This window comes from Parazoarcus communis SWub3 = DSM 12120, assembly GCF_003226565.1.
Lineage (GTDB): Bacteria > Pseudomonadota > Gammaproteobacteria > Burkholderiales > Rhodocyclaceae > Parazoarcus > Parazoarcus communis.
The window spans coordinates 45,638-63,748 of the sequence record NZ_QKOE01000010.1 but is presented as its reverse complement, the minus strand read 5'-3'; the positions used below and the strand labels follow the sequence as shown (position 1 = coordinate 63,748).

Sequence of the window (18,111 nt, the reverse complement as noted above, 5' to 3'; positions counted from 1 at the left end):
TCAGTTGTCCTGCAGGCGGCGTACCACAGCGATGCCGCCTTGACGGAACAGCGTTTCGTAGCCGGTATCGGGAACGCGATCGTAACGGGTGATGGCGAGTTCTCCCGGCTCGGGGGCTCGTGCGGGGGTCACGGCCTGGCGATAGACGCTGACGCTGGGCACGGCGATACGCCACATGACGACCGGCTCCGTGCGTTGTGAGACAAACTCTGCGGCTGCCTTGACCGGGCCTTGCAGCACATTTCCGACCCAGGGCACGACGACGGTCGTCAGTACTCCGACCTGGATGCCCGCCGCACACAGCAGCTTGGTCCATGGGGTGGCTGACAGGCGCAGCGCAATCGCCAGCCAGATGAGCAGGCCACCTATGGTCACCGCGTAGTACAGGGCATCGGCCTGCGTCAGTGCTTCACCCAGCTGCGCTCGATAGTACGGATTGCCTGCATCGCTGGCAGAAAGCGCCATGAACACGAGCGGCAGCAAGGGCAGTGCGGCAAGCAGCACGGTAGGCGGTGCAAGGTGCAACCAGGCGCGCTGCAACTGTTCGCGGTGTGCGGCGACCAGCAGGAACAGCGGTGTCGAGCCATAAAGCACGTAATGCGGCAGTTTGGTGCCCGACAGTGAGAAGAACACCACCACAAAGCCAGCCCAGATCCACAGAAAACGACGAACACCCGTTGCCACGTCAGTGCGGATGTTGCGCAAGCTGGCAAGGAGCGGAGCGGTCCAGGGCAGCATCAGCAGCGGCACGGCAAAGATGTAGTAGAACAGGCTACCGGCATGACCCTCCAGCGTGCCGGTAAAGCGCTCGACGTTGTGCTTGAGGATGAAGCCGTCAATGAAGTTCTGGCCGTGAATGATCAGCGCAGTTGCGTACCAGGGGACAACGAGTACGGCGAGGATGATCCAGCCGGTCGGATCAAACACCGTACGGAGCCAGAGGCGCCATTCACCGCGGCTGATGCAGTACAGGAAACTGACTGTACCGGGCACGATCAATGCAATCGGCCCTTTGGTCAGCGCGCCCAGGCCAATCCAGACGAAGCTGCGCAGCAGCGGCGCACGGCGGCCGGATTCGAGGTGACGCCAGGCATCGAACAGCGCCAGGGCCAGCAACAGGTTGAGCAAGGCGTCGGCGGTGGCTGCGCGGCCTATGGCGAATGGTCCGATAGCGGTAGCGGCGATGGCAAGTGCCGCAAGTGCGGTATCCGGGCCGAAACGCTCGCGGGCAAAGTACCAGGTTGCGTAACACCAGGCTGCAGCAGCCACCGCCGAGGGGAGACGGAAGGCCCATTCGGTGGCGCCAAACAGCAGGAAGCCGATTGCCTGCAGCCAATACACCAGGATGGGCTTGTCGAAGCGGTGCTCACCGTTCAGATATGTGGACAGAAAGTCGCCGCGTTCGAACATCTCCCGGGTGGCTTCCGAGAAGGCGCCCTCGTCGACGTCGAACAGGGGCGCTCCCCCAAGGCGAAGAAAGAAGCTCGCCAGCGGCAATAGCAGGATCAGGAAGACCAGCGCAGGATTGCGCGTCAGCGTGTTGCTCATGTCGATGTTCCGGGCTTGCGCCAGCCATCGTCCTCGGCGAGATCAGCGACCGGACGGGCCAGGTAAGGGCGGGAAGTGCCGGATTCGTAGTACACCCGGGCCAGCAACTCGGCCAATACACCGGAGGTAACCATCTGCACGCCCGCAATTACCAGGAAGAAGCCCCCGAACAACAAAGGCCGAGTGCCGATGGATTCACCCAGGAAGAGCTTGACTGCCGCAAGGTAGGTCAGGATCAGGCCGCCCATGGCTCCCAGACCGATGCCAATACCACCAAAGAAGTGGCCCGGACGGGTGCGGAAACGCATGAAGAAATACACGAAGATCAGGTCCAGCACGACACGGAAGGTACGCGAAATACCGTACTTCGATTGGCCAAAGACGCGGGCATGGTGGGTGACCACCTCCTGTGCGATACGCCGGGGCGTCGTGACCGTGGCCAGCCAGGCGGGAATGAAGCGATGCATCTCGCCATACAGGCGTACGTTCTTGATCGCGCTGCCGCGGAACACCTTGAGGCTGCAGCCGTAGTCGCGTAAGTGCACGCCGGTGAGGCGGGCAATCAGCCGATTGGCAATGCGAGACGGGATCTTGCGCAACAGCAGCCCGTCCTGGCGATCCTTGCGCCAGCCGGCCACCAGATCGAGATCTTCGGTCAGCAGGCGTTTGACCATGCGCGGGATATCGATTGGGTCGTTCTGCAGGTCACCATCCATGGTCACGATGACGCTGCCGCGTGCGGCATCCAGGCCGGCTTGCATGGCTGCGGTCTGCTTGAAGTTGCGCATCAGTTCGACGACGCGGACGTGCGGTCCGAACTGAGTCGCGCAGCGTGCAAGCTCTGCCGGCGTGGCGTCCGAACTGCCGTCGTCGACCAGCACCACCTCCCATGGCCAGGGGTAGGGGCCGAGCGCCAGATGGATGCGGTCGAGCAGGGGTTCGACGTTTTCAGCTTCGTTGTACATCGGTACGACGACCGAAAGTGTATGTTCTGGCAGACCGTCTGGAATCTGTGGCTCGGCGTGGGGAAGCGGGGACTTGTTCATGAATGGGTCAGGCTCTTTGAGGATTCAGTGTCCGGGGCGGCCGTTTCGGGCAGCGTCTTGACGGGCAGCAGCCACGCCAGCGTGCCGGCGCCCAGGGCGCAGGCGATGACGAAAAGATGTAGGACGAGCGCTGCGCGCAAGCCTTCGGAAAAGGCGATGCCCCCAGGCAGCAATGCTGCGGCAGCACCCGCCTCGTAGGTACCAAAGCCGGCAACGCCCTGAATGGGCAGGATGGCTGCCAACTCGGCACCCAAGGCACCTGCAGCGCCCAGGGCCATGCCGGCACCGAGCACGGCGCCAAGCAGCCAGGCCTGGGCGGCGAGTTTCACCGACCAGTTGGAGATTGTCCATAACCAGCCAAAGCGCGCATGGCGGGTGGATTGCGCAAACGCGTCGCGCAGCTTGCCGAGTTTTCCGGCCAGGGCGCCGCGCTCTACCCAGTTGTGGGGTTGTCGTGCCCACCGCGGCAAGCCCCAGGCCAGCCCGATCAATGCAAGTATCCCCGCGATCCGAAGCACAACCGGCAGGCTGGGCCAGACCAGGATGGCGACCGTGCCGACAACAAGCGCATCCTGCAGCCGGAACCAGAACAGCGACGCCATTGCACGTGCCAGAGGTGTTCCGAAATGGCGTTGCAACAATAAGGGAAAGGCCGCCTCACCCCCACGAAAGGGAATGACATTGACCATCGCGTTGTGGATCAGGACGATGCGCAGGCAGGTGAGAAAACGGCCGCCGGTGTCGTGGCGGAACTCCTCGTAGACGCGCAATGTGCGTAACAGGTAACTGAGAAAGAACCCCGCCACTGCCCAAGCAAGCACACCTGGGCCGAGCTGTGCAAAGGCTTCACCCAGCGTGCGCCAGCGGTCGCCGCTCAGAAACCAGCCAAGCAATGCCAGGCTGAGCAGGATGGCGAGCAGTTTTTTCATGCGGGCATCCGCACCGGCAGCTTGCGGCTCAGCGCAAAGGCAGCGCCGGTCAGCCCGCTGAGCACGAGCAGGTACTGCATCCACAGCCCTTCCGGATAGCCGAGGTCTTCGAATGCAAAGGCCACAGCGAATAGCATCATCAGCAGGCAAAGCACTTGCTGACCTCGTTTCCTCTCCCAGAAGCGCCAGTGTGCCGACCACGCATGGCCGATTGCCGCACACAGCCATCCTCCGGCTGCGCCTGCAAACAGGTCAAGTGGCCAATGTGCACCGACCGCGACTCGCGAGAAGGCAATCAAGGAGGCTGCTGCCAGCACCAGCATGCCCACTCGCATGCGCTGCTCAAGCGGGGCCGACAGCAGCAGCACGCCAGCGACGACGAAGGCCGTCAGGCTATGGCCGGAGGGGAAGGAGTCGGTGCGCAAGGGCAGGCCAATCACGTTGAATTGATCGAGCGGTATCACGGCTGCAGGTCTGGGCTCGGAAAACAAGGTCTTGAGTCCATGGGTGTATAGCGATGCAGCAGGTGCGGCAAGCAGCGCCGCAGCCACCCAGCGTGGACGCCAGGCCAGTGCCGGCGTCAGCAGGGCGAATGCGCCAAGGGTGGAGCCAAGATTGGTGATGCCGGCCCAGGCCGCTGGTGGGAGCAGCGTCGTCGCGAGGTGATTCCAGGCCAGTAGCCACGCCTCATTCAGGTCGCCGACGGCCAATACGCCTGCCATCAGGGCGCAGGTTGCCGCGGGTAGCACGATCCAGAGCAGAGTGGAGGTGGAGCGGGCCGGGCGTGAAACAAGGTCGGTCATCAAGTAGGGTGCGCGATCAAAGTAAGCATTTTAGCCGATACGGAGGGGGAGAAGCCCAGTTGGTGGTCCAGGTTCCGGTGTTCCCCTCGGCAGGGGGGCGAGCGCAGGTGTGTGAGGGAAATGCTGAGCGAGAAGGGTTGGTTCAAGTCGCGCAGGGAAACAATTCGTCGGTATGATGCGACAAACTTAAAATGAGTATGCATTCATGATTTTTAAATGGGGTGTTGATCTTCTTGGTGCCGCTGCCTGGGGCCAGGGTTGGGGGGCGGGGTGCCGGCTGTTGGCGCTACGGTTCATGATGTTTGTATCTGCGGCACTTGTGGCTGGTGGAGTGTCTGCGGAGGGTTACTCCGTCGAGCCGGTCCCTGCCTGGGTCGAGCGACACTCAATCGATCTCGATGCGCGCATTCCGCACGACGAGATACGAAACGGCTTGCACTATCTGCTGAGTGAAACTCAGATCCACGTTGGCCAGCCCGATACGGTCAGTTTTCGTCGCTCTGCTGCCAAAGTGGTGAACGAGCAGGGGTTGGATGTGGGTTCGCGTCTGTCAGTGGATTTTGATCCGTCCTTCGAAAGGGTGTTCCTGCATGGTATTGATCTCGTCCGCGAGGGGCGGAGGACTTCCCGGCTCGGGAGCGCAATCGTCAAGGTCTTGCATCGAGAGCAGTCGCTCGAACATCGCATCTATGACGGCAGAAAAACCATTGATGTCGTTCTGGACGACGTTCGTGTCGGCGACGTGATTGAGTACGCCTACAGTATCCGGGGGCGAAATCCTGTGTTCGACGGCAGGCAGTTTGGTCGCGAGCAGCTGCAGTGGGCGGTACCTTTGCGTCATCATGTGTTGAGACTGCTGCTGCCCGAGGCTCGCAGTCTGCAGACCGCGCATACCAACGGCGCCAGGCCCCCGGTTGTTCAGGTTCGAGGCGAATGGGTTGAATACCGTTGGGAGCAATTTGACGTTGCTCCATTCCCGGTGGAGGACCATGTTCCTGAATGGCATCTTCCGTTTTCGATGGTGCAGTGGTCCGAGTATCAGGATTGGGCAGAACTGGTGCGATGGGCCATTCCCTACTATCAGGTGCCGTCCGGGTCTGGGGAATTGCTCGAGAAGGAAGTTGCCGATATCGCCTCCAGGTTTACCGAACCCGAGTTGCGCTTGATGGAAGTGCTGCGATTCGTTCAGTCCCGGATCCGCTACCTTGGCGTTGAGGTCGGCGCGGGCTCTTACGTTCCCAACCATCCTGATCTAGTGCTTCGGCGACGCTTTGGAGACTGCAAGGACAAGACCTTGCTGATGCTGACGATGCTCAACCGTTTGGGGATCAAGGCCGAAGCTGCGCTCGTCAATACGCGGCTCAAGCGCGGCATCGAGACCTTGTTGCCCGCTCCAGGCGCGTTCGATCATGTGCTGGTTCGCGTAACCCTGGGAGGCAAGGTCTACTGGCTGGATCCAACGCGCAACACCCAATTCGGTACGTTGGACAGGGTGTATCAGCCGGACTACGGCTTTGCGTTGGTGCTTGCACCGCAGACAGCGGCACTTGTGTCAATGCGCAACGGTCAGGAAGCGACTTGGAAGAAGAAGGTGCATGCCGTGCTTGATACTCGCCAGGGGGTGGGGTTGCCAGCATCGCTTACTGTGACCACCCATCTGGAGGGCGACGAAGCTGAGCATTTACGGGCGCGACTGCAGTTCTCTCCACGGGCAGATCTGGACAAGGCTTATCTCGATTTTTACGGCACTCACTATCGCGGGGTCCGTCGCGCGGAGCCAATCGATGTCGTCGACGATACGGTTAAGAACACCTTAACCTTGATCGAACGCTATGTTATCGATGAGTTCTGGCAGGCGTCAGAGCAGGCTGGCAGGATGGAGGCGCCCATTCGCGCTGCGGATATTTCCGAGTATCTGCGCGAGCCGCCGTCGACACATCGCCGTGCGCCTGTCTGGTTGCCACATCCAGTGGACTTCGAGTTGAAGACCGAGGTACTGCTGCCCAGTCGCTGGAAAGTCGAGCCTGAAACTATTGTTGTGGAAGACCCGAGTTTCCGGTTTGAGCGTAAGGTAGCGCTATCCAATGACGGACAAAAGCTGGAGATTCGCGATCACTATCATTCGCTGCTCAATCACGTCCCCGCATCAGCGCTCAGGGGGCTGGCTGAGAGCCGTGCGAAGGCCAGAAGTGCGACGGATTACGCACTCTACTGGTATGAAGCCCCTGCTACGCGGGGTGGCAGGGGGCCTGACGGAATGATTCTTGCGCTGGGTGTCTTTGTGTTGCTTGCTTGGGTGGTGTTGGCGGTCAGGGTGTTTCGGTTCGACCCCGCCCCGAAACCTCTGCCGGCTGACGGGGCGCCTGTGGGGATACGTGGCTGGTTGCTACTTCCCGCTTTGGGTGTGATTTCGAGTCCGGTGATGATTGCCGTCAGTCTCTTTAATGGCATGGGTGTTTATCGTGCGGAGGCGTGGTCTGCGCTGACGACGCCAGGTGGTCCAGCTTTCCACCCTGACTGGGCGTTCTTGCTGATCTTTGAACTTTGCGCCAATCTGGGGTTGCTGGTGTTGGCCTTGCTGAGTCTGGTGCTTTTCTTTCAGCGCCGCACGACGGCACCTATGGTCTATATCGTCATGTTGCTCGCGTCACTCATCGTTCAGTCCGTGGACTACTACCTTGCGAGTGCAATTCCGGCGATGGAGAGCGAACTGGGGCAAGCCGCCAAGGGCTTGGGCCGTGCTTTTTTTGGTGCGGTCATCTGGATTCCCTATATGTTGAAATCCAAGCGGGTTAGGGCGACTTTTACGCGAACGCGCAAACCCGTTGCGTCTTCGCCGGGAAGCTTGATTGAGGTCGGTGAGGGGCGTGCGGTTTGAGCGTCACACGGGTCATGTTATGTACGCTCGGTGGGCAAGCGTTAGGCTCGGGTATAATCGCCGCTTTTGCTGCCGAGCTATCGGTGGCGCTTATTTTCCCGCGTTTCGATCGACATGACCCAAATCCTCAAGCTTCGTGGCGCTGCGGCGCTGTCCCGGTCCCGCCTGGATCGACTTTCCCGCAGTGTGGCCGAGGTTCTGCCCAAGCTGCAGGGGCTGGCCGCAGAGCATTGGTATTTTGTCGAGCTGAAAGCGGCACTGAGTGCCGATGAGCAGGCGCGACTTGTCGACCTGCTGGGTGCGACGCCTGAAACGGCCGCGCCGCCTGCGGGCTTGATGGTGCTGGTGGTGCCGCGGCTGGGCACGATCTCGCCGTGGTCGTCCAAGGCGACCGACATTGCCCTGCAGTGTGGCTTTGACAAGGTGGTACGGATCGAACGGGGTACGGCTTACAGCATCAATGCAAAAGGCGCCGATACGCGGCCGGCCTTGCTCGCACTGCTGCATGACCGGATGACCGAGTCGGTGCTGAGCACGCTTGATCAGGCCGATGCGCTGTTCCATCACTATGAGCCGCAGCCGATGACCTCGGTGGATATCCTGAGTGGTGGTCGTGCGGCACTGGAGGTGGCCAATGGCGATCTGGGGCTGGCTCTGTCCGAGGACGAAATCGACTACCTGGTAGAGAACTTCACCCGCATGGGCCGCAACCCGACCGATGTCGAACTGATGATGTTCGCTCAGGCCAACTCCGAGCACTGCCGGCACAAGATCTTCAACGCCGACTGGGTGATCGACGCGCGGCCGATGGACAAGTCGTTGTTCGGCATGATCAAGGACACGCACAAGGCGCATCCGCAAGGCACGGTGGTGGCCTATTCCGACAACGCCTCGGTGATCGAGGGCGCAGTCATCGACCGTCTGTATCCCGACGGCGACGGCGGGTTCCGCTACCACAGCGAAGAGACCCACATCCTGGCCAAGGTTGAAACCCACAACCATCCCACTGCGATCTCGCCTTTTCCGGGGGCGGCAACCGGGGCCGGCGGTGAGATCCGCGATGAGGGTGCCACTGGCCGTGGCTCGCGGCCCAAGGCGGGTCTGGCGGGCTTCTCGGTATCCAATCTGAACATTCCTGACTTTGTTCAGCCCTGGGAGAAGCCTTACGGCAAGCCAGAGCGCATTGCCTCTGCGCTCGACATCATGATCGAAGGGCCGATTGGTGCTGCGGCATTCAACAACGAGTTTGGTCGCCCCAACCTTGCCGGCTATTTCCGTACGTTTGAGCAGGAAGTGCAGGGTGAGGTGCGCGGCTATCACAAGCCGATCATGATTGCCGGAGGATTGGGCAGCATTCAGGCCCAGCAGGCTGCCAAGCCCACCTTTCCGCCGGGCACGCTGCTGATTCAGCTGGGTGGTCCGGGCATGCTGATCGGCCTGGGGGGCGGTGCGGCTTCGTCGATGGCAACCGGCACCAATGCGGCCGACCTGGATTTTGCATCGGTGCAGCGCGGCAACCCCGAGATTCAGCGACGTTGTCAGGAGGTGATCGACGCCTGCTGGCAGCAGGGCGACAGGAATCCGATCATCGCCATTCACGATGTGGGCGCCGGCGGCCTGTCGAATGCGATGCCGGAGTTGGCAGACCATGCTGGCCTGGGCGCGCATTTCGAGTTGCGCGAGGTTCATATCGAAGAGCCGGGCATGAGCCCGCGCGAGATCTGGTCCAACGAATCGCAGGAGCGCTATGTGCTCGCGATTGCGCCGGAGAGCCTGCCGATGTTCCAGGCCTTCTGTGAGCGTGAGCGCTGCCCGTTTGCCGTGCTTGGAACCGCGACGGCCGATGGCCATCTGACGGTCTCCGATCGCCATTTCGGCAACAAGCCGGTGGACATGGAGATGCAGGTGCTGCTGGGCAAGCCGCCGAAGATGACGCGAAATGTGTCGCGCCGTGCGGTATACCTGCCGCCTTTCGACGTCGCGGGTTTCGATCTGATGGAGGCAGGCCTGCGCGTGCTGCGCAACCCCACGGTGGCCAGCAAGAACTTTCTCATCACCATTGGCGACCGCTCGGTGGGTGGTCTGACCGCACGTGACCAGATGGTCGGGCCCTGGCAGGTGCCGGTGGCCGATGTCGCGGTAACCGCAATGAGCTTCAAGGGCTATCGTGGCGAGGCCTTTGCCATGGGCGAGCGCACCACGCTGGCTTGCGTCGATGCGCCCGCTTCGGGCCGCATGGCGATTGGCGAGGCGATCACCAATATCGCGGCGGCTGACATTGCCAGCCTGGGCGACGTGAAACTGTCGGCCAACTGGATGGCGGCAGCGGGTCATCGTGGCGAGGATGCCAAACTGTTCGATACCGTAAAGGCGGTGTCCGAGTTCTGCATTACTGCAGGCCTGTCGATTCCGGTGGGCAAGGACTCGCTGTCGATGCGTACGGCGTGGACCGATGAAGGGGCGGACAAGCAGGTGGTCGCGCCGATGTCGCTGATCGCCACCGCGTTTGCGCCGGTGCAGGACATCCGCAACACGCTGACACCGCAGTTGCAGCAGCCGGAAGGGGTGGAAACCGAGCTGATGCTGATCGACCTGGGCAACGGTGCGAACCGGCTGGGCGGTTCCGTGCTGGCTCAGGTGTACAACTCGGTTGGAGAGCATGCCCCGGATGTCGATCCGGCACAGCTGGCTGCCTTTTTTGCCACGGTGCAGCAGCTGCGCCGCGACAACCTGATCCTGGCCTACCACGATCGTTCGGACGGCGGTCTGTTTGCAACCGTGTGCGAGATGGCCTTTGCCAGCAAGTGCGGCTTGTCCATCGTGCTGGATACGGTGTGCTACGACCCGTTCATGAACGACGTTGATGGCCTGGAGAAAAAGCCCGATACACTCAAGGGCCGCTTCGACGATCGCCTGATCGGTGGCCTGTTTGCCGAGGAGCTGGGTGCGGTGATCCAGATCCGTCGTGCCGATCGCTCCCGCATCACCGAGATGTTGCGTGAGGCGCGTCTGGGCTATCACTTCATCGGTGAATTCAACGACAAGGACGAGATCCGCTTCTGGCGTAGTGCCAAGAAAGTGTTCGGTGCCTCGCGTGTCGAGTTGCTGCAGGCCTGGTCCGAGACCAGCTACCGCATCGCCCGTCTGCGTGACGATGCCGATTGCGTGCAGCAGGAGTTCGATGGCCTGGCCGATGCCGCCGATCCGGGCCTTTCGGTGCAATTGAGTTTTGATGTTACCGAAGACCTTGCCGCACCTTTCATTGCTACCGGTGCCCGCCCCAGGCTGGCCGTGCTGCGCGAGCAGGGTGTCAACTCGCAGTTCGAGATGGCGGCGGCGTTCGAACGTGCGGGCTTCGAGGCGGTGGATGTGCACATGTCCGACCTTCAGTCCGGACGCAAGCGTCTGGAGGCCTTCCATGGCCTTGCGGCCTGCGGTGGTTTCTCTTACGGAGACGTGCTGGGGGCGGGGCAGGGCTGGGCCAAGTCCATTTTGTTCAATCCGGCACTGCGCGCGCAGTTCGAAGCCTTCTTCGGACGTACCGACACCTTCGCGCTGGGCGTGTGCAATGGTTGCCAGATGATGGCGCATCTGGCGCCAATCATTCCGGGAGCCGAAGCCTGGCCTACCTTCCACCGCAACCGCAGCGAGCAGTTCGAGGCCCGTTTCGTCATGGTGGAAGTGACCGATAGCCCCTCCATCCTGCTGCAGGGCATGGCCGGTAGCCGCATGCCCATCGTGGTCAGCCACGGTGAGGGTAGGGCGGTGTTTGGCGCAGCGGGCGATGCCGACAAGGCCTTGCTTGCGCTTCGCTATGTCGATAACTATGGACAGCCGACCGAGGTGTACCCGAAGAACCCCAATGGGTCGGCAGGTGGCGCAACCGGTTTCACCACTGCTGACGGGCGCTTCACCATCATGATGCCGCACCCGGAACGTACCGCGCGTACCCTGCAGATGTCGTGGGCGCCGCAGGACCTGCGTTCGGCCAGTCCGGACGCTTCGCCGTGGTTGCGTATGTTCCGTAACGCCCGACACTGGCTGGGCTGAGGGACTTCCCCACTGGCATGAACCGCGCTTTGGCCCTAGTCTGAAAGGGCTGGGCGCGGGGCTGTTCCCCCGCATCGGGAGGATGGAGCATGCCCCTGTGCTTGTCTGCTGTTTCGGTTCATTCGCGACTCAGTCTGCTCGTCTGGCGGGTGTGTTTTCTGGCGCTGACGCTTGCGGTCTTGCTTGTGTCGGAGGCGCGTGCCCAAAGTGTCGAGCCCGTGCGACTGGCTGCGGTGGAAATGGCGCCCTACCTTGGCGCCGACATCGAACGTCAAGGCTATGCAGCCGACCTGGTAAAGCGGGCGATGGCACGCAGCGGACAGGCTGTCGAGATCCGCTTTTATCCACCGGCGCGGGCATTGAGTCTGGTTGAAAGTGGTCAGATTGACGGCATGCTCTTCGTCGGAGGAAGCGCCGCTTCGTCGGCTGCCCTGCGTTTGAGCCGACCTTTTCCCGGGGTGAACCTTGGGCTGCTGAAGCGTCGGGTTGATCCCATCCCCTACGCGAAGGATGCCGATCGGCGACCTGCAGAAACGCTTCGCTCGCTTGCAGGCTATCGCATCGGCGCCGTCCGTGGGCTGGCGGTCCCCGCTGTTTTCGAAGCAGAAGCGGCCTTGCGGCGAGAGTACGTCGCCAATGACCTGCAGAATCTCGACAAGCTGGCACTGGGTCGCATTGACCTGATGCTGGTGGATAAGTACCGCGCAAGCGATCTGATGGTGCTGCATCGCCCGCATCTGATCGGGCAACTGGAGTTCCTCAATCCACCGCTGTTCCCCAGCTCGTTTCACATTGCATGGGCTGCTGATACGCCGCGTCGCGAGGCACTGGCGAAGGTGTTCGATTCAGCCCTTCAAGCCATGCAGGCCGATGGTCAGGTGAGCGAAATCCTCTTCAGCCACGGTCTTCGTGCCGGAGAGATGCGCAATGACGCTACCGTGCGTCTGACGATCGGTACGGTCAATAATCCGGACATGCTGGTGATGCGGCGCCTGTCCGCCGAGTTCGAGCGCACCCATCCCGGCATCGAGCTCGATTGGCGAGTGATCGATGAGACCGTATTGCGCACCCGGTTGATGACCGATCTTGCGATTGCAGACGGGCAGTTTGACGTGATGACCATTGGCTCCTATGAGACGCCAATCTGGGGGCAGCGCGGATGGCTGGAGCCACTTGACAATCTACCTTCGGCTTACGGCATCGACGATCTGATCCCGTCCGTGCGTGCCAGTCTGACCTATCAGGGCCGTCTGTACGCCTTGCCGTTCTATGCTGAAAGCTCAATGACCTATTACCGTACGGATCTATTCGAGCGTGCCGGTCTGAGCATGCCGAAGCAACCTGCTTATGATGACATTGAGCGTTTTGCCAGGCGATTGCACGATCCGGCAGGGGGCGTATATGGTCTGTGCCTTCGTGGCAAGCCCGGCTGGGGTGAGAACATCTCGGTGATTGCGCCGATGGCCAACACGTATGGGGGGCGCTGGTTTGACGCCAACTGGCGGCCAGAGCTCGAGTCTGCCGGCTGGCGCGAGGCGGTGACCCGCTATGTGAGCTTGTTGCAGCAGTATGGTCCGCCCGACGCAGCCGAGCGTGGTTACCGCGAAAGCCTGCAACTTTTTGCCGAGGGACGGTGCGCAATGTGGATCGATGCGACGGTGGCTGCGGGTTATCTGTTCAATCCGCGCGTATCGTCCGTCGCGAGCAAGGTGGGCCATGCAGCTGCGCCAATTGGGCGCGTCGATGTCGGCGAGAGCTGGTTGTGGAGTTGGGCGCTGGCGATTCCGGCCTCATCGTCGCGGAAGGTGCAGGCCCGGAAGTTCATCGAGTGGGCAACGTCACGCAGCTATGTTGAACGCGTCGGTCGGGACGAAGGCTGGATTGCAGTGCCGCCGGGAACGCGTTTGTCGACCTATGCTCAACCGGCCTACCTGGCGGTCGCACCATTTGCCAGGTTTGTCGCGTCCTCCATCAGCGAAGCGCAAGTCGATTTACCTGGACGTCATTATCGTGGTATCCAGACGGTGTCCATCGCCGAGTTTCCCGCGGTGGGGTACGCATTGGCGATTGAGATCAATCGCGCCTTGACGGGCCGGATCACGGTGGATCAAGCCCTGCGCAACGCGCAGGTGGAGGTCCGCCGCATCATGGAAGCTGCCGGCTATTACAACGAGACCTTGATGAATCGTTGAGCAGGGTAAGAGGTTCAGGCCGGATCAGTCGGCATACTGGGAGCGGATGCCCTCGATCTCCGGACGGATGGAGATGAAGCTGGCGACCAGTTCCGGGTCGAAGTGCTCGCCAGCCTGGGACTGGAGGTGCGCGATGGCTTCATCCACCGTCCAGGCCCTTTTTTAGGGGCGGACGGAGGTCAGCGCATCAAAGACGTCGGCCACGGCAATGATGCGGCCTGCCAGAGGAATCACCTCCCCTGCCAGCCCGTGAGGGTAGCCGCTGCCGTCCCATTTCTCGTGATGGCTGAGGGCGACGGTTGCCGCCAGCGCCAGCAGTTCGGATCCGTCGGGTTCGCCGATGATGCGCGCGCCGATTGCAGCGTGCGTTTTCATGATCTCCCACTCGTCTGGCGTGAGTTTGCCCGGTTTTCCGAGAATGTGGTCCGGAATGCCGATCTTGCCGATGTCGTGCATGGGCGCCGCATTGAACAACAATTCGCTCCATGTGGCATCCTGCGCCATCGCGCGCGCCAGTGCGCGGGCGTAATGGCTCATGCGTACGACGTGCCGGCCGGTTTCGTTATCCTTGAACTCTGCGGCATTACATAGGTTGCGGATGATCTTGACGCTGGCGTGATTGAGTTGCCGGGTGCGCTCCCGTACTGCAGCCTCCAGCGCGAGCGTGTGGCGACTCGCTGCCAGATGGGCGGCAACTCTCGATAACACGATTCTCGGGCGGACGGGTTTGGTGATGTAGTCCACCGCGCCGGCGTCGAAGCCGAGTTCATGGTCGTCCTCGTCATCCCGGGCAGAGACGAAAATGACCGGAATCGGGTGGGTCCTGACGTCTGCCTTCAACTGACGACAGACTTCGTAGCCGTCCATGCCTGGCATCATGACGTCGAGCAGGATCAAGTCGGGCATCGGCTCCAGGGCGGCGATCTGCAGCGCCCGTGCGCCACTGGTTGCCGCTTTCAACCGATAATGGTTGCGTAGCACCCCGCGCAAGACTTCGATGTTGGCGGGAACATCGTCGACGATCAACAGTGTGGCTTGTTCGGAGGCATCGTGGCCGGTCATTGTTCTTGCTCCTTCGTCCTTGTTGTCGTGACAGATTTGTCCGTTCCGTCAGGCGGCGATTCAGATGGAAAGTCAGTACGCAATTGGGCAAGCTCGGTCAGGGCCTCATCAAATGCGTAGTTCTCAACCAGGCGCGTTAGACGCGCGAAAGGCTGAGCGAACCTTGCGCTCACACCCTGCCGATTGAGCGCATGAATCGTATCCAGGGCGTCGGTATCTCCAGCTTCGAGTTGTGTCTGCAAGCTTGCAAGCTGCTGCTCCAGGTCAGCCGGGTCGAGTGCGATCCTTGCCGTGGGTTGCGAAACAGGGGCTGGATCGGACTCCCGGAGCGATGAAGGGGCGACCCAATGCCGGATTGTGGACAGCATCAATCCAACATCGATGGGTTTCGTAAGGTGGTCATTCATGCCCGCCGCCTGGGTTTGTGCGCGCTCTTCGGGCAGCGCACCGGCTGTCATCGCAATGATCGGCAGCGTGGAAAACCGGTCTTGAGCCCGAATTCGACGGGTCGCCTGCAGGCCGTCGACCACGGGCATCTGGACATCCATCAGCACGCAGTCGCATGCCGCATTGCTGTCCAGCGCCTGAATGGCCTCTTCGCCATCATTGGCGGTTTGGACGACGGCGCCGGCTTGCTGCAGGATTTCGCGAGCCAGCTCCCGATTGACGGGGTTGTCTTCCACCACCAGGATGTGCAGACCGGAGAGTGGTCGTGTCTCTGGCTTGATGGTATCGAGATGACTTGACGTGGCACTGTCTGACCAGCGACCGAGTGCGGTCTGGATGGCTTCCTGCAGGGTGGACGGACTGGCCGGTTTGGGTAATATCGCCGCAATCTCGATGTCGGAGCAGGCCTGGCGCAGGGCCTCGGTGCCGTAGGCGCTGACCATGATGATGGCGCGTGGATGCGGCAGATCGGGATCATGTTGCAAGATCCGGATCAGTTCGACCCCATCGGTGTCAGGCATCCGCCAGTCGCAGATCAACAGATCAAAAGGCGGACTGTTCCGGATACGCTCAAGTGCCGCGTACGCAGAGTCTGCGCAACACACCTCGAGCTTCATCGCCATCATCTGATTGCTCAAGGCTTCGAGTGCATCGGGATGGTCGTCCACCAGCAGTACGCGCAGGGACGGTAGTGCTGCGGGTGATGCCGGCAGCCGGGCCGGTGTCGCGGAAATCCCTGCGCGCACGGTGAAGGAAAAGCAGCTGCCTTGTCCTGGCGTGCTTTTTACGGCGATTTCACCGCCCATCAGTTCGATCAGGCGCCGGGAGATTGCCAGACCGAGCCCTGTGCCCCCAAAACGGCGCGAAATGGAGCCGTCACCCTGGCTGAAGGGGCTGAACAGACGCTCCATCTGCTCGGGGGTCATCCCAATGCCGCTATCTTCAACCTCGATGTGCAACTGGATCGCCGCATCGCCGTCCGCTGTGCTGCTGCAGCGCACGATGACGTGTCCATGCTCGGTGAACTTGATTGCGTTACCGGTCAGATTGATCAGCACCTGAGTCAGCCGTAACGGATCGCCGACAATGTTGCGCGGGACGTCCGGTGCGATGTCGAAAAGCAGTTCGATCGATTTTTCCTCGGCTTTCAGTCCCAGCAGACTGCCAAGGTCGTCCAGGACCTTGTCAAGGTCGAAGTCAATTGCCTCGACCTTCAGGTTGCCACTTTCGACCTTGGAAAAGTCGAGGATGTCATTGATGATGCCGAGCAGGGACAATGCGGCGGCGTTGGCCTTGCGCACAAAATTTCGCTGACGTGGTTCGAGTTCGGTCTGCAATGCCAGCTGGGTCATGCCGATGATGGCGTTCATCGGGGTGCGGATCTCGTGGCTCATGTTGGCCAGAAACTGGCTGCGGGCCATCGCCGCATCTTCGGCGTTGATCCGTGCGGTAATCAGAGCCTGTTCCGCCTCCTTGCGCTGGCTGATGTCGGATGCAAAGCTGATGAAGTTGCCCGATTGTGTTGCCTCGGCATCCTGGCGGTAGATGACGAACTCTACCGGAAGCAGGGTACCGTCGCCGCGTAGCACCGTGGTCTCCAGTCGTGCATGGCGAGTCGCATTGTCGTTTGCAACCGGGGTGTCGTTTTCGTCTGGTTTTAGGCAAGGCGCCAGCTCGGTGATGGTGCGCCCGATTAGTTGCTCGCGGCTGTATCCGTAAAGCCGGCAGGCGTGGTCGTTGACATAGCTGATCCGGCCGCTGCCGGCCTCATACCACTGAATGGCAATGCCTGCGTGATCCATCGCGAACTGGGTTTCCTCCAGGCGACGATAGGTTGTGGCAAGTTCTTCGGTGCGCGACTGGACGAGTTCCTCAAGGTGTTCGCGATGACGGGCCAGCTCTTCCTCGGCGCGAACCCGCTCGGTGATGTCCTGTAGTACGCCGATGGTGATGGACTCGAACTTGACGCCGGCAATATCGACGGTTCGGACGGTTCCGTTGCTGCAGGTGATATAGAAGATGCCCGCCTTGATCCTTCCATCTCGACGGGACGCCTCGGCGACCGCCTGATGCCAGGCGTCCAGGGCCTCTCGCCGGTATGACTCGTCGGGGTAGGCATGACCGTACCAGGCCTGCATGTCCGGCAGTTGATCCTTGGTATAGCCGAAGGTGGAGGTAAAGTGCTTGTTCAGCACCAGTATCTGGCCGCTGTCGTCTGCGATGCGGATCGGCAGGGGGAACTGTTCGATCACCTGCTCAAAACGACTGTTGATACGGATGAGTTCCCGATTGTGCGCAGCAAGTTTGCGCACCATCTGGTCGATCGAATGCTTGAGGCCGTCCAGCTCACCGATAAACCGGAGGTCGCCCAGCCCCATCGCGCTGTCGCCGGTGCTCGAGATCTCGTCAGCGTACCGTTCCACCTGCCTGAGCGGGCGGATGATCAGGTGCTTGACCACAATGTATAGGCTGAGAATCAGCACGACATCGAGCACAAGTGCAAAGGCCACCATATATAGCTGGGTGCCTGCGATCTCACTTTCCATCTGCCTGGGCGACGCGTGCAAGGTGAGGTTGCCGAGGCGCTCGCCTTCAAAAGTGAGCGTCCTGCTCTGAGCGGGCAGCTGAGTCGTGGAGTAGGGGCTGGCGAGACTGCGGGGAACGCCGTTGTCGTCGGGGCCGACGATGAATTTGCGGGTGTCGAGTTCGAGGACAATACCGAAGATGTCCGGGTCACGCAGACGGCTGTAGATCAATTGCTCGATCTGGTCGTATTCAAGGTTCCAGACTGAAGGCGCCAGGGCAAAGCTGAGCTGATCGGTGGCCAGTATGTGACGGTCGGCAAAGGCCTGGCGGCGTTCATCGCTGTAATAGTGATAGGCCAGCGTGCCGACAACCGCGAGCAACAGGGTGACAATGCAGACGATGGTCAGCACCAGAACAACGGCAACCGACACTCGCCGGTGTCTGAGCCAAGTGATGGCGGCCGGACCGTTCAGCACGACCAAGCGTCCCTTGTGAGCAGCGCATCATCCATCTGCCTGATAGCCATCGTTCTCCTCCAGCCGGATGAAGCCGTGATTTTGGTGGGCGCCAGTCGAAGGGAGCTCGACATGCTCGCGACGTGCGATGCGTCCGGGCCTTTGTTTTCTGCCA

At 61.2% G+C, this 18,111-nt stretch carries 10 protein-coding genes; 3 read left to right on the top strand and 7 right to left on the bottom strand.

Annotation, left to right across the window (positions count from 1 at the left end):
• The 4 genes from DNK49_RS14260 to DNK49_RS14245 are packed head-to-tail and all read right to left on the bottom strand — an operon-like array spanning position 1 to position 4,326.
• Positions 1-1,548: an ArnT family glycosyltransferase gene (locus tag DNK49_RS14260; protein ID WP_110525802.1), complete on the bottom strand. Its 1,548-nt coding sequence runs from the start codon at positions 1,546-1,548 to the stop codon at positions 1-3.
• A complete protein-coding gene (locus DNK49_RS14255) occupies positions 1,545-2,594 on the bottom strand; it encodes a glycosyltransferase family 2 protein (protein WP_110525799.1) in 1,050 nt (349 codons plus the stop codon). Before DNK49_RS14255 ends, DNK49_RS14260 begins: the two co-directional genes overlap by 4 nt.
• Positions 2,591-3,523, bottom strand: a complete 933-nt coding sequence (locus DNK49_RS14250; protein ID WP_110525796.1) for a lysylphosphatidylglycerol synthase domain-containing protein — start codon at positions 3,521-3,523, stop codon at positions 2,591-2,593. The genes DNK49_RS14255 and DNK49_RS14250 overlap by 4 nt, the downstream gene beginning before the upstream one ends.
• Entirely contained in the window at positions 3,520-4,326 is an 807-nt protein-coding gene (locus DNK49_RS14245; protein WP_110525793.1) for a phosphatase PAP2 family protein, read from the bottom strand. The genes DNK49_RS14250 and DNK49_RS14245 overlap by 4 nt, the downstream gene beginning before the upstream one ends.
• A gap of 205 nt (positions 4,327-4,531) precedes the next feature.
• On the opposite strand from DNK49_RS14245, the gene DNK49_RS14240 reads away from it, so the two are divergent.
• The 3 genes from DNK49_RS14240 to DNK49_RS14230 all read left to right on the top strand — a co-directional run bounded on the left by DNK49_RS14240 (position 4,532) and on the right by DNK49_RS14230 (position 13,446).
• A complete protein-coding gene (locus tag DNK49_RS14240; protein ID WP_110525790.1) occupies positions 4,532-7,204 on the top strand; it encodes a DUF3857 domain-containing protein in 2,673 nt (890 codons plus the stop codon).
• Positions 7,205-7,318: 114 nt separating this feature from the next.
• On the top strand, positions 7,319-11,254 hold the full coding sequence (gene purL, locus DNK49_RS14235; protein WP_110525787.1) for a phosphoribosylformylglycinamidine synthase: 3,936 nt from the start codon (positions 7,319-7,321) through the stop codon (positions 11,252-11,254).
• Between the two features lie 89 nt (positions 11,255-11,343).
• On the top strand, positions 11,344-13,446 hold the full coding sequence (locus DNK49_RS14230) for an extracellular solute-binding protein (RefSeq protein ID WP_110525784.1): 2,103 nt from the start codon (positions 11,344-11,346) through the stop codon (positions 13,444-13,446).
• Between the two features lie 24 nt (positions 13,447-13,470).
• Here the strand turns inward: DNK49_RS14230 and DNK49_RS25005 are convergent, their stop codons facing one another.
• From DNK49_RS25005 to DNK49_RS14220, 3 genes are read right to left on the bottom strand one after another with little or no spacing between them, the layout of a single operon-like run.
• A complete protein-coding gene (locus tag DNK49_RS25005) occupies positions 13,471-13,593 on the bottom strand; it encodes a hypothetical protein (RefSeq protein ID WP_279386424.1) in 123 nt (40 codons plus the stop codon).
• A gap of 15 nt (positions 13,594-13,608) precedes the next feature.
• Positions 13,609-14,508, bottom strand: a complete 900-nt coding sequence (locus DNK49_RS14225; RefSeq protein ID WP_243632373.1) for a response regulator — start codon at positions 14,506-14,508, stop codon at positions 13,609-13,611.
• Complete coding sequence (locus DNK49_RS14220; RefSeq protein WP_133255108.1) at positions 14,505-17,912, bottom strand: response regulator; 3,408 nt, start codon at positions 17,910-17,912, stop codon at positions 14,505-14,507. The genes DNK49_RS14225 and DNK49_RS14220 overlap by 4 nt, the downstream gene beginning before the upstream one ends.
• Positions 17,913-18,111 lie beyond the last annotated feature (199 nt).